Below are 12,357 nucleotides of genomic sequence, written 5' to 3'. Positions count from 1 at the left end.
ACACTACGGGCGTCGTACACACAGTCAGTACTCGGAGAACTTACGGACCGGATCAGTTTCGGCGTCGGCCGATTGCGGTAACGGCACCGCCTCCGCAGGCTGCGAGTCCGGTCACGCCGCTGAGACCGGGCGAACTGACGGGCGTGTCCGGTGCGGCGGGACTCGAGGCGCCGTCGATGGCCGGCCCCGGTGACGGGGCGAGCATGCCGCCGAGGAGTTTGTCGATGGTCAGGCGGATATTACCGAGCCACGGGATCCGGAACATCGCCTTGCCGGTGACCCACTCGGATTTGACGACGGTCGTATCCGCACCGCTTCCCCTCCCGATCTGGTCGTAGTTGGGATTCGCGTCACCCTTTGTGATGAATCCGTCATGTGGCGCCGGACAAATGTTGTCGTTGACGTCTGCGCAGGTGATATCACCGACGAGATCCTCGTCGGCTTTGGTGTCGATCCAGTTTTCGCCCTCTTCGACCCTGAAGTGGGCGCGATGGATGATCGGCGTCGTCTGCTCGTTTCCGTTCGGCTCGAAGACGATCACGTCGCCGGGGTTGTTGAACTTCTCGTAGCCACTTTCCTGTCCGCTCTCGAGGGTGACCACGCCGGTCCCGGCGACGGCGCCGTCGCCGACGAACCGCTCGTTCTCAGCGACGAAGATGAGGTCGCCCGTCTTCATGTTCGGGTCCATGCTGGGACTTTCGACGGCGACCAGCGGCGGCCAGACGCCGCTGACGCCGAACAGGATTAACCCGATGACGGCGACGATCGCGACACTGCTCAGCACGTCGCGAGCGAAGCGCACGTTCTCGTCGTCTGATCGGAGAAACCAGCGAACGACGCCGTCGTCCTCGATCGTGACGGGGACCGTCTCTTCGTCGCCCGGCTTCGTCCTAGACGTGTTTGACGACCCTCCGCGTGAAGACGAATCGGCCCCATCTTGGGCTGTCCCGTCCGAGACGCCATCGTCACTCGAGCCACTGGAGGTATCCGTGGGGCCACCACTCATTGTCACCCGTTTCGCCGCGCCTCTTAATCAACTTTCTGTTACAAAAAATAGTATTGAAATAAAATCCGGTTGGCGGAAACGAACGGTGTGACCGCAAGCGAGCGAACGTCTGCACACCTCGGTAACCACCGGTATTTCGGAACGTGCCCGAGCACTGCTCGAGATGCTCGAGTCGTGATCACAGCCAACGGGAACGAGAATCGGTAGTTCAGCGAACTCCGTTGATCCGTCAGTTCCGTCTCCGTCCGACGGCGGTGACAGCACCGCCGCCGAGGGCTGCAAGTCCGGTTGTGCCGGCGAGACCGGCCGGGGTGACCGGTGTGCCCGGGGTCGAGGCGTCCGGTGCACTGGTAACGGTCGAGGTCGGTTCAGGCGACGGGGCGAGCATGCCGCCGAGGAGTTTGTCGAAGGTCAGGCGGATATTACCGAGCCACGGGATCCGGAACATCGCCTTGCCGGTGACCCACTCGGATTTGACGACGTTCGTGTCCGCACCCCCTGCGATCTGATCGTAGTTGGGGTTCGCGTCGCCCTTCGTGATGAACCCGTCGTACGGTGCCGGACAGGTTGTGATGTCCGCGCAGGTGATGTCGCCGGCGATATCCTCGTCGGCTTTAGTTTCGATCCAGTTTTCGCCCTCTTCGACCCTGAAGTGGGCGCGATGGATGATCGGTGTCCGCCGTTCGTTTCCGTCGGGCTGGAAGACGATCACGTCGCCGGGATTGTCGAACTTCTCGTAGCCGCTTTCCTGCCCGCTCTCGAGGGTGACCACGCCGGTCCCGGCGACGGCGCCGTCACCGACGAACCGCTCGTCCTCGGCGACGAAGATGAGGTCCCCTTTCTGCATGTTCGGATCCATGCTCCCGCTCTCGACGGCGACCAGCGGCGGCCAGACGCCGCTGACGCCGAACAGGATCAACCCGATGACGGCGACGATCGCGACGCTGCTCAGCACGTCGCGAGCGAAGAGCACGTTCTCGTCGTCCGATCGGAGAAACCAGCGAACGACGCCGTCGTCCTCGATCGTCACGCCGTCGTCGGACGCCGGCGCTGTTGCAGCCGAGCCGTCCCGTCCCGAACCGGGGTTGACGGCTGCGTCTCGATCCCCGCGATGTCGCTCCCGATCGTCGGGACGGTCGGGATCGGGAGTATCGTCGGGGTCGTCGGATACGTCACCGGGGCTAGAACCGCTCATCGTCACCCGTTTCGCCGGGCCGTCCAATCAATTTTCTGCTCCGGCGTGTGGCGTCGAGTCCGGTCGATTCCGACGCCTCATCACTCCCGCTCTCGCTACCGCGTCGTAGGCGCCGTAGCGACCGAGTACCGTATCCCGTCCCTGCTCTCGGAACGAGCCCGTCGTGTCCTGCCATCGTGCGTGAATTGTCGGTCTCGGAAATAATGGTACTGGTGGTGGCCTCCCCGCTCCCGTCGCGACGTCCCCCGATCGGGGACGCCGATTACGGTACCCTTTTCTCGTCGCTCGCGAATGCGACGCGTGTGCCACTCGAGGCGCCGGCCCGAATCGTCAGCGAACTCACCAGCCGCGGCTACAACGCCGAGCGCGAGGCCGTGACCAAACTCGCGTCGGCCGAGAACCCGCAGGCGGCCCTCGAGCGCGTCGTCGACGAACTCCCCGAAGACGCGCTGGTCGTCCGAACCGACCACGTCGACGCGGCCCTCTCGGGTGCGGACTCGAGGGCCGCGGACTCCACGGCCGATTCGTCGGCAGGACCGACGGGATCGACGGGACCGGACGCCAACGCAGCTCCCGGCCCGCCGACCAACCCCTCCGTTTCGACTGGAGACGCTGCATCCGATCCAGCGGACCCGGACGGGAGCGCTCCAGTTGAAACGAAGGGGGGAGGAGCCACCGACCGATCGGTCGATCCCGAGCTCCGATCGCTGGAGATCGCCGGGGATATGACCGGCCAGAGCACCGGAACCGGCGAGTACGAGGATTTCGTCGCCGTCTTCCGGGACCGACTCGAGCGACTGGGTTCGAAACTCCGCGGGCGGGTCAACCACCGCCCGGCGTCGGCCATTCAGGACATGCCCGGCGGCAGCGACGTCGCGATGGTCGGACTGGTCAACGACATCCGGTCGACGGCCAGCGGCCACTGGCTGATCGAACTCGAGGACGCGACCGGGACCTTCCCGTGGCTCGTGATGAAGGATCGGGAGTACGTCGACCTGGTCGACGAACTGCTCTGCGACGAGGTGCTGGCGATGGAGGGGACGCTGGCGGACGACTCGGGGATCGCCTTCGTCGACTCGATGTACTTCCCCGACATTCCCCGAACCCACGAGCCGTCGACCGCGGACCGCCACGTGCAGGCGGCGCTGATCAGCGACGTCCACGTCGGCAGCGACGAGTTCATGGAGGGCGCCTGGAACCGCTTCGCCGACTGGCTGCACACCGAGCAGGCCCAGCACGTCGAGTACCTCCTGATCGGCGGCGACATGGTCGAGGGCGTCGGCGTCTATCCCGACCAGGACGAGGAACTCGAGATCGTCGACATCTACGAGCAGTACGAAGCGTTCAGCGAACACCTGAAGAAGGTCCCCGGCGACATCGAGATCGTGATGATCCCGGGCAACCACGACGCGGTCCGCCTCGCGGAGCCCCAACCCGGGTTCGACGAGGAACTGCGGGAGATCATGTCCGCTCACGACCCCCAGATCGTGAGCAACCCCTCGACGGTCACCCTCGAGGGCGTCTCCGTCCTGATGTACCACGGCGTCAGTCTGGACGAGGTCATCGCGGAGTTGCCGGAAGAAAAAGCCAGCTACGACGACCCGCACAAGGCGATGTACCAGCTTCTGAAAAAGCGCCACGTCGCCCCGCAGTTCGGCGGTCACACCCGTCTCGCCCCCGAAGAACGGGATTATCTCGTGATGGAGGAGGTCCCCGACATCTTCCACACCGGCCACGTCCACAAGCTCGGCTTCGGCAAGTACCACAACGTACTCGCGATCAATTCCGGCTGTTGGCAGGCCCAGACGGACTTCCAGAAGAGCGTCAACATCGATCCCGACGCCGGCTACGCGCCCATCGTCGACCTCGATACGCTCGACGTGACCGTCCAGAAGTTCAGTTAGCTACTCGTCCTTCCAGATGATTCCCTCGACGCTACCGGCGAGCACCGTCTCTCCGTCGTCCTCGTCTCGGCTTTCGTTACCGTCCTCGCCTGCACCGTCACGTTCGCAGGTCACCTCGACGTCGATCACGTATCGATCGTCGCGTTCGTCGACGCTCTCGAACGTCCACGTACAGGTAATCCGCTGGCCGGTGTAGACCGGCCGACGGAACTCGAGGTCCATCGATCGCGCGAGCACCTCGAGGTCGCCGCCGATCTTCGTCGGCAGCGTCGCGGTCAGCAGGCCGTGGACCATCAGGCGGCCGTCCTCGTCCGGCTCGGTGTGGATCGGCTGTCTGTCGCGGGAGAGTTCCGCGAATCGCTCGACGTCGTCGGTCGTGAACGTCCGCTCGAACGTGTGGGTCTCACCTTCGACTGGCCGGCTCATGCGGTGTTCTTCCGGGTCCCACTATGCGAACGCCCATAATTACCTCGACCGCGGGACGGCGAGTCCGATTGCCGCCGGCAGTACGTCTATGCCCGCCCCCGTGATACGCGTTCGCAACGCTCGACGAGGACGGATTCAGATGTCTCCGCCAGATCAATCGACGGATTCCGACGACCGCGAGACCGCCTTTCGACCGGCGATCGACGCCCACACGCACCTGTTCCCCGACCGGTTGGCGGCCGCCATTCAGCGAGCGCTCAGCGCCGAAACCGACTGGGAGTTCTCGACGCCGACGGCTCGAGACGACATCGAGGACGTCCTCCGCTCGGCGGGCGTCGAGGCCTACGTCGCCCTCCCGTACGCCCACGAGCCGGGGCTCGCGAGCGACCTGAACGACTGGCTCCTCGAGCAGGCCGCAGCGTCCGACTTCCTGATCCCGTTCGCGACGGTCCACCCCGACGACGAGGACCCCGCGGCCGTCGTCCGGGACGCCTTCGAGGCGGGCGCACGCGGGCTCAAGATCCACTGTCCCGTCCAGGAGTGTCGACCCGCCGACTCGCGCCTCGAGCCCGCACTCGAGGTCGCCACGGAGTACGACCGGCCGATCACCTACCACGGCGGGACGGCGCCGATGTACGAGGGGAGCCCCTACGTCGGCGCGGACGCCTTCGAGGAGTTGCTCGAATCGTATCCGGAACTACGGGTCTGCTGTGCCCACATGGGAACCTACGAAACCGATCGGTTCCTCGCGTTCGCCCGGGAGTACGACACCGTCTACCTCGACACGACGTTCGCGATGTCGACGTCCGCACCGGAAACGATGGGGTTCGATCCGTCCTCGATTTCGGACGCGACGCTCGTCGAACTCTCCGAGTCGATTATGTACGGCTCCGACTTCCCGAATATTCCGTATCCGTACCGCGAGGAGCGGACCCACCTGCTCGAGCGGGACCTGCCGCGGGAGGCCGCGCGGGACATCTTCTACCGGACGGCCGTCGAGTATCTGGGACTGGAAGACGACCCCGGCTTCTCGCGTTAGAATCCCTCGCGGTCGCGAGATAGTCGGCGTCCGCGGACGCGTTCGCAGTTGCTCGAGCCGTCTCCGCGGGCCGCCCGTGCCGGCGCTAGTCGTTCCGCTCTTCTTCCCGCTCCCGCTCGAGTCGTTGGCAGCCGATCACTAACGACTCGGGAACGTCGTCGGCCGCCGTCTGTAGGGCGTCGATGACGACGGCGACTTCGTCGAACTGCGGACCGCGGGACGCGACGAACGGTTCCCGCTCCCAGTCGACGAACTCCAGGTCGGCGAGCATCGGGAGGTGCGTGTGCAGGAGGTCGCATCGTAGTCGCTCGGGGTCGGTCGGGACGTTCGGATTCGCGGCGCGCTCCGGGAGGGAGATCGACCGGTCCGGCGGCGCGTCGAGCAGCGAGACCACGATCTGCCGTCGCGGTTCCGCCGAGAGCGCGGTGAAGACGCGATCCCACTTCTCGATGACCCGTCGGCCGTTCTCGATCCGTGCGTCCAGTCCCATACAGCGATAGTAGGCCGTCCGATCGCATAAAGTAGTAACAGCGACACGGCCGCAGCCAACTCTGGATTGAGTCCCGATATTGCTACGATCAGTCTCGAATATTCGGTGTTGATAGACGATCGCCGCTATATCGACCGAGAACGTTCACCTTTCAACTCCTTCGAACGCGTCGATGTCGTCGAGACCGCGACCTGACGACCGTTCGAGTCACTCCGCGACGCGGTCGCGCTTCAGCGAGAGGACGGTCCGGTCGAACTCGCAGACCAGCGGCTCGTCGTCACCGTCGGACTCGTCCGACGAGGTCCCACTCGCTTCGCTCGCGGGACCATCGTTCACCCTGAAGACCTCGACGCGCATGGTGACGATCCCGCGCTCGCCGTCGCTGGTCTCGCGTTTGTCCGTGACCGTCGACTGCACGCGGATCGTATCGCCGTGGAAGACGGGTTCGGGGTGCTCGACGTCGTCGTAGGAGAGGTTGGCGACGATGGTTCCATCGGTGGTCTCGGGGATGGTGATCCCGACGGCGAGGCTCATCGTGTAGAGCCCGTTGACCAGCCGTTCGCCGAAGTCGGTCTCCGCGGCGAAGTCGGCGTCCAGATGCAGCGGCTGCTGGTTCATCGTCATGTCACAGAAGCGCTGGTTGTCGCTCTCCGTGATCGTGCGCCGTCGTTCGTGTTCGATGGTCTCGCCGACCTCGAACTCCTCGTAATAGCGTCCTGTCATGGGTTTCGGTGGGATTCGTTTCAGTGAGGGTGGTACGGTGTGGGGTCGTTTCGACTCGAGCGCGCTACTCAGAGGATCGTCCCGTGTTTCTTGTCCGGGAGGTCCTTCTCGACGGTCTCGTAGAACGCGAAGCGGGCCTCGAGTTCGTCCCGAAGCTCGCTGGGCGGCACGATCTCGTCGATGACGACCTCGCTGGCCATCCGGTGGACGTCGATGTCCTCGCGGTACTCCTCTCGGAGCTCCCGTTCTTTCGCGGCGCGCTCTTCGGGGTCGTCGATCGCGGCCAGCTTGTTCGCGTAGACGGCGTTGATCGCCGCCTCGGGGCCCATGATGGCGATCTCGCCGCTGGGCAGCCCGAGCACGCTCTCGGGGTCGTAGGCGGGGCCGGACATCGCGTAGATGCCGGCGCCGTAGGCCTTCCGGACGACCACGGACTGCTTGGGTACCGTCGCCGAAGAGGTCGCGTAGATCATCCGCTTGCCCTGCTCCAGTATCCCGTCCTTCTCGACCTGCGATCCGGCCATGAAGCCGGGGGTGTCACACAGGTAGAGCAGGGGAACGTCGTAGGCGTCGCAGGTCCAGATGAACTGCGCGGCCTTCTCCGCGGCGTCGGGGAAGATCGCCCCCGCGCGCTGTTTCGGCTGATTCGCGACGATGCCGACCGGCCGCCCGTCGATGCGAGCGAAGGCCGTGATGATCTCCGGCCCGTACTCGGGGCGGAGCTCGAGCACCGAATCGGCGTCGACGACGCGCTCGATGACGTCGAACATGTCGTAGCCCCGGTTGGGCTCTTGCGGCACGACGGAGTCGATTCCCGCGGGCGAGCGTGCGGGATCCGCCCCTTCCGTGCGCGGCGGTTTCTCGTCCGCGTTGTCGGGCAGGTAGCCGATCAGCTTCGCGACGAGTTCGCGGGCGTGCTCCTCGTCCTCGGCGATGAGGTCCGCGCTGCCCGAGTGGCGGGCGTGAACGTCCGGCCCCCCTAACTCGTCTAAGTCGATGTCCTCGCCGGTGACCATCTCGACCATCCGCGGGGAGGCGATGGCCATCGCGGACATGTCCCGGACCATGACGGTGAAGTCCGCGAAGACGGGGGTGTAGGCGGCCCCCGCGATACAGGGCCCGTAGAGGACGCAGATCTGGGGCACGCGGCCGGAGAGCATCGAGTGGTTGTAGTAGTACTTCCCGATGCCCTCGCGGTTGGCGAAGAACCCGGTCTGCTGGTCGATCCGGCCGCCCGAGGAGTCCATCAAGTAGAGCACCGGCCGACCGGTTTTCAGCGCGCGCTGTTGCATCCGGAGGAACTTCTCGACGCCCTTCTCGGCCATCGACCCCGCCTTGACGGTGAAGTCGTTGGCCATGAAGTGGACGTCGCGCCCCTCGAACTCCGCGGCGCCGGTGATGAGGCCGTCCGCCGGCAGCCGGTCGCCGGAGTCCGCCTCCCCCTCCTGCCCGCTGGGGTGCCACTCGTCGAAGTTGGCGAACTTGCCGTCCTCGAACTTGATGCCGCCCTCGCCGTCGCCGGACTGCGTCCGGCGGCTCGACGAGGTTCCCTCGTCGTTGAACCAGAGGTCGAGTCGGTCCCGGACGAACAGCTTCCCCTGCTCGGAGAGCCGCTCGCGGTACTTCTCGGGGCCGCCCTCGAGGATGTCCTCGATCTCTTCGCGAAGCCGTTCCTCGCGGTCGGTCGGCCCGAGGCCGTCGCCGGACGACGCGGCGTTTTCGGTTCCGCCGTCGCCGGTCGCGGCCTCGAGCGCCTCCGCGGCGGCCTCGCTCGCGTCGGCGGGGATCGCGCTCTCGTCCGGCGTGGCCGTCGCGAGGAGCTCGTCGCCCCGCTTCGGGTAGAGTTCCACCTCCTCCCCGAAGTGGGACGCCAGCGCCTTCGCGATCGCCTGTGCCTCCTGATCCGTCGCGGCGGTGTTGACTCTGAGTTCCATGCGAGTTCCGTTAGGTCGATCCTACGACGGGGGCGTTCTTATCGGCTGTGGTGATTGTTGCCACCTGACTCGCCGCCGGCCGGCGGCCGGATTCGATCTCGAGCACGCTCAGTACGATCTCGGGAAGCCGAGCCGTCGGCTGATGTGGTTGTACGCCATCTGCTGGGAGACGGGCGCGAGCCGCGTGAGGTTGACCTCGCGCCACCAGCGCTCGACGTCGTACTCCGTCGCGTAGCCCCAGCCGCCGAAGGCCTGCATCGCGTGTTTGACGGCCTCGATGCCGGCCTCGACGGCCGTCGCCTTCGCGACGTTCGTCTCGTAGCCGCAGTCCTCGCCTCGATCGTAGCGCCACGCGGCCTTCTCGCGCATGAGCGCGGCGGTCTCCATCTTCGCGTAGGCCTCGGTGATGGGAAACGAGACGGCCTGATGGGTGCCGATCGGCGCGCCGAAGATCTCGCGATCGTTGGCGTACTCGATGGCCGCGTTCGCCGCGAGCTTGCCGATCCCGGTCGCGGCCGCGGCGAAGCCGATCCGTTCGGGGTTGAGCATGTCCACGAGCACCCACCAGCCGTCGTCCTCGTCGCCCAGCAGGTTCTCGGCCGGGACGCGGACGTCCTCTATGAAGACCTCGCAGGACTTCGAGTAGTTCATCGCGTGTTTGGGGATCGGCGAGACGTCGACGTTCGGGTCGTCCATGTCGACGACGAAGAGGCTGATGCCGTCGGTGCCCCGCTCGACCTCGTCTCGAGGGGTCGTCCGCGTCACGAGGATCATGTTGTCCGCGCGGTCGGCGAACGTGATCCAGGCCTTCTTGCCGTTCAGGACGTATTCGTCTCCGTCCCGCTCCGCTCGAGTCGCGACGTTCAACGTGTTCGTGCCCGCTTCCGGCTCCGTAATGGCGATCGAGAAGTTGCGCTCTCCCATCGCGATATCGGTCAGGTACCGCTCCTTCTGCTCGTCGGTGCCGTACTCGCCGATACCGACCGCGGCCATGCCGGCGGTCAGCACCAGGTACCACGTGCCGGCCATGCCACAGCCCTCGGCGCAGAGGGTCTCCATCGCCAGCCCCATCTCTTCCATCCCCATCCCCGCGCCGTCGTACTCCTCGGGGACCAGCAGGCCGTGAAAGCCCGCCTCGCCGAGTTCGTCCCAGAACTCGCTCGAGAACTCGCCGGCTTCCTCCTTCTCGCGCCAGTGTTCGGGGCCGAACTGCTCGGCGATTTCCGTCGCCGTCTGTCGGATCAACTTGCGTTCCTGTGTGTCTTCGAAATTCATGGTCTGTCTCGTCTCGACTCCGGGTCGCCGTCGTCCGGAATCACGTTCGAACCGCTCGGTTACTCCGCACGGTCGCCTCGAGCGCGGACTCAGGCCGCCTCGGCCTCCTCTTCGACTTCGTCCTGGAGCTCCGTCCGGCGGATCTTCCCGGTGACCGTCTTCGGCAGTTCGTCGCGGAACTCGATCTCGCGTGGGTACTCGTGGGCCGAGAGCTCCTCTTTGACGTGGTTCCGGATGTCTTCCTTCAGTTCCTCGGAGGGAGTCGCGCCCTCGCTGGGGACGATGTAGGCCTTCACGATGTTGCCCCGCTCGCGGTGGGGTTTCGGGACGACGGCCGCCTCGGCGACGGCCTCGTGTTCGCCCAGCGAGCTCTCGACCTCGAAGGGGCCGATCCGGTAGCCCGACGAGAGGATGACGTCGTCGGCCCGGCCCTCGAACCAGAAGTAGCCGTCCTCGTCCAGATGAGCCAGATCGCCCGAGAGGTACCACTCGCCGTCCGGCCCGTCGACGAAGCAGTCCGCGGTCTTGTCGGGCTTCTCCCAGTACTCCGCGAAGAAGCAGGGGTAGTCCCCGCGCTGGGCGATCTCGCCCGTTTCGCCGGGCTCGAGCACCTCGCCCGTTTCGGGATCCACGACAGCGGCTTCGATACCGGGCAGCGGTTTCCCCATCGAGCCCGGCCGGACCTCCATCGTCGGGTAGTTGTTGATGATCATGTTCCCCGTCTCCGTCTGGCCGTAGGTGTCGTGGACGGTGACGCCCAGCGTCTCCTCGCCCCACTCGACGACGCCGGCCGAGAGCGGTTCGCCGATCGAGAGCGCGTGGCGCAGGTCCAGGGAGACGTCCTCGAGGACGTCCTCGTGTTCCCGGAGCATCCGGTAGGCCGTCGGCACGGAGAACAGCACGGTGATCGGATAGGTGTCGAGCAGGTCGGCCCACGCCTCGGGGTCGAACTCGCCCTCGTAGGTGAACAGCGCGGTCCCCCAGAACCAGGCGCCGAGCGTGTTGATCGGGCCGGTCAGCCAGCCCAGATCGCCCGTCGACCAGTAGCAGTCGCCCTCCCGGAGGTCGACGGCGTACTTCTGGGTGGCCGCGACGCCCAGCACCCACCGGTGTTCGTGCAGGACGCCCTTGGCCAGTCCGGTCGTCCCGCTGGTGTAGTACAGCAGCGCGTCGTCCTCGGCGCCGGTGTCGGCCGGTTCGTACTCGCGGCTCGCGGTCTCCATCGCCGCGCGGTAGCTGACGTCGCCCCGCCGGATCCCCCGCCCGTCGTCGCTGACGACGATGACGTGCTCGACGGACGGGGCGTCCTCGAGCGCGTCGGCGACCGTATCGCGGTTCGCTGCGGTCGTAACGACGGCCTTCGCGTCACAATCGGAGAGCCGATACGAGATGCCGTCGGGGCCGAACCGCTCGTTGATCCCGCCGAAGACGGCCCCGCGCTTGAGCGTCCCGACCAGCGCGACGTAGTGTTCGGGAATCCGAGGCATGTACGAGAAGACGCGGTCGCCCCGCTCGATCCCGAGGTCCTCGAGGACGTTCGCGAACCGGTTCGTCGCCTCGGCGAGTTCCCAGAAGGTCGTCGTGGTCAACTCACCGTCCTCGCTCACCTGATAGAGCGCGACCTTTTCCTTGTTCTCGGCGTGGCGGTCGCAGACCTCGTGGGCGATATTCAGCTCCTCCGGAGCGTCCCAGTCGGCCGCCTCGTAGATGTCCTCCCACGCGAAGCCGTCGCGCACCTGCTCGTAGTCGGGCATATTGTGATCCGATACCATGTCTCGGACGCCACCGCTTTCGGCAATAATTGCTACGGTTGCTCTCGAGGATTCCGAGCCGAATAAAACTCCTCGAGAGCGTCCGTCCGGCGTCCGTCGGAATCCGTGCAGTCGCTACTGGCCGTCGGTGGCCGTACACGTCGTCGGCCTCGCACGTCCGTTCGGTGGGGCGTCGCCGGTGGAGCTGTCGTCGGCACGGTGCCGTCGTCCCGGAACGGCAGGGAGCGGCGCCGTTCGAGCCGAACGAGTATTCACAGAAATGCAAGGAGGAAGCCCACGACTTTCGTCGTGGGAGGAATCCGACAAAGCTCGAATCAATCCACGGACGATAGCAGTCCGACTCCCCAACGTCAGTATTACAACGCGAGCGAGAATATCGCTCGTAAACTTCTCAAACGTCTCCACTCGGGGCAGAAGTCTTCGGGTGGAGGCGCACCCCGTCAGTGTGCGCTGAAGTCAGGGATGTTGAACCTAAACGGCGATTTCCACGCCTCCGTCAAATCGGCGGCAGAAGGGGAGTCCACTGACAAGCCCACGACTTCAGTCGTGGGGTACTGACAAGTTCTATGCGCTGTCACCTCCTTTGAACGACC

Annotated in this window: 10 protein-coding genes and 1 pseudogene; 3 read left to right on the top strand and 8 right to left on the bottom strand. The window is 65.7% G+C overall.

The features are described from left to right. Nucleotides 1-52: 52 nt before the first annotated feature. On the bottom strand, nucleotides 53-1,006 hold the full coding sequence (locus HTZ84_RS17455; protein WP_217468237.1) for a S24/S26 family peptidase: 954 nt from the start codon (nucleotides 1,004-1,006) through the stop codon (nucleotides 53-55). Between the two features lie 229 nt (nucleotides 1,007-1,235). After that, entirely contained in the window at nucleotides 1,236-2,201 is a 966-nt protein-coding gene (locus HTZ84_RS17450) for a S24/S26 family peptidase (protein ID WP_174681842.1), read from the bottom strand. A 302-nt stretch (nucleotides 2,202-2,503) separates the two neighbouring features. Here HTZ84_RS17450 and HTZ84_RS17445 point away from each other — a divergent pair, with 302 nt between their 5' ends. After that, complete coding sequence (locus HTZ84_RS17445) at nucleotides 2,504-4,105, top strand: DNA-directed DNA polymerase II small subunit (RefSeq protein ID WP_174681841.1); 1,602 nt, start codon at nucleotides 2,504-2,506, stop codon at nucleotides 4,103-4,105. On the opposite strand, the gene HTZ84_RS17440 is transcribed toward HTZ84_RS17445, so the two are convergent. Continuing rightward, nucleotides 4,106-4,531 carry a MaoC/PaaZ C-terminal domain-containing protein gene (locus HTZ84_RS17440; RefSeq protein WP_174681840.1) on the bottom strand — a complete coding sequence of 142 codons (426 nt, stop codon included), beginning with the start codon at nucleotides 4,529-4,531 and terminating at the stop codon, nucleotides 4,106-4,108. A 139-nt stretch (nucleotides 4,532-4,670) separates the two neighbouring features. On the opposite strand from HTZ84_RS17440, the gene HTZ84_RS17435 reads away from it, so the two are divergent. Next, nucleotides 4,671-5,570, top strand: a complete 900-nt coding sequence (locus HTZ84_RS17435; protein ID WP_174681839.1) for an amidohydrolase family protein — start codon at nucleotides 4,671-4,673, stop codon at nucleotides 5,568-5,570. An 85-nt stretch (nucleotides 5,571-5,655) separates the two neighbouring features. Here the strand turns inward: HTZ84_RS17435 and HTZ84_RS17430 are convergent, their stop codons facing one another. From HTZ84_RS17430 to HTZ84_RS17410, 5 genes are all read right to left on the bottom strand, one after another. Continuing rightward, a complete protein-coding gene (locus HTZ84_RS17430; protein ID WP_174681838.1) occupies nucleotides 5,656-6,060 on the bottom strand; it encodes a hypothetical protein in 405 nt (134 codons plus the stop codon). 207 nt (nucleotides 6,061-6,267) lie between these two features. Beyond that, entirely contained in the window at nucleotides 6,268-6,783 is a 516-nt protein-coding gene (locus tag HTZ84_RS17425) for a MaoC family dehydratase (RefSeq protein WP_174681837.1), read from the bottom strand. 68 nt (nucleotides 6,784-6,851) lie between these two features. Then, nucleotides 6,852-8,717: an acyl-CoA carboxylase subunit beta gene (locus HTZ84_RS17420; RefSeq protein ID WP_174681836.1), complete on the bottom strand. Its 1,866-nt coding sequence runs from the start codon at nucleotides 8,715-8,717 to the stop codon at nucleotides 6,852-6,854. A gap of 108 nt (nucleotides 8,718-8,825) precedes the next feature. After that, a complete protein-coding gene (locus HTZ84_RS17415; protein ID WP_174681835.1) occupies nucleotides 8,826-9,992 on the bottom strand; it encodes an acyl-CoA dehydrogenase family protein in 1,167 nt (388 codons plus the stop codon). Nucleotides 9,993-10,081: 89 nt separating this feature from the next. After that, nucleotides 10,082-11,764, bottom strand: a complete 1,683-nt coding sequence (locus HTZ84_RS17410) for an acyl-CoA synthetase (RefSeq protein ID WP_174681834.1) — start codon at nucleotides 11,762-11,764, stop codon at nucleotides 10,082-10,084. Nucleotides 11,765-12,121: 357 nt separating this feature from the next. Between HTZ84_RS17410 and HTZ84_RS23180 the strand changes: the two are divergent. Then, a pseudogene (locus tag HTZ84_RS23180) lies at nucleotides 12,122-12,322 on the top strand (hypothetical protein); the annotation flags it as partial. Nucleotides 12,323-12,357 lie beyond the last annotated feature (35 nt).

It is taken from the genome of Haloterrigena gelatinilytica, assembly GCF_013342145.1.
GTDB classification, from domain to species: Archaea; Halobacteriota; Halobacteria; order Halobacteriales; family Natrialbaceae; genus Haloterrigena; species Haloterrigena gelatinilytica.
The sequence above is the reverse complement of the archived record's forward strand: the minus strand, read 5'-3'. Positions and strand labels throughout refer to the sequence as shown.

Bases quoted from the DNA above. Each gene is read 5' to 3' on its own strand.
- HTZ84_RS17455 (WP_217468237.1), bottom strand. From the start codon at position 1,006: ATGAGTGGTGGCCCCACGGATACCTCCAGTGGCTCGAGTGACGATGGC.
- HTZ84_RS17450 (WP_174681842.1), bottom strand. From the start codon at position 2,201: ATGAGCGGTTCTAGCCCCGGTGACGTATCCGACGACCCCGACGATACT.
- HTZ84_RS17440 (WP_174681840.1), bottom strand. From the start codon at position 4,531: ATGAGCCGGCCAGTCGAAGGTGAGACCCACACGTTCGAGCGGACGTTC.
- HTZ84_RS17435 (WP_174681839.1), top strand. From the start codon at position 4,671: ATGTCTCCGCCAGATCAATCGACGGATTCCGACGACCGCGAGACCGCC.
- HTZ84_RS17430 (WP_174681838.1), bottom strand. From the start codon at position 6,060: ATGGGACTGGACGCACGGATCGAGAACGGCCGACGGGTCATCGAGAAG.
- HTZ84_RS17425 (WP_174681837.1), bottom strand. From the start codon at position 6,783: ATGACAGGACGCTATTACGAGGAGTTCGAGGTCGGCGAGACCATCGAA.
- HTZ84_RS17420 (WP_174681836.1), bottom strand. From the start codon at position 8,717: ATGGAACTCAGAGTCAACACCGCCGCGACGGATCAGGAGGCACAGGCG.
- HTZ84_RS17415 (WP_174681835.1), bottom strand. From the start codon at position 9,992: ATGAATTTCGAAGACACACAGGAACGCAAGTTGATCCGACAGACGGCG.
- HTZ84_RS17410 (WP_174681834.1), bottom strand. From the start codon at position 11,764: ATGGTATCGGATCACAATATGCCCGACTACGAGCAGGTGCGCGACGGC.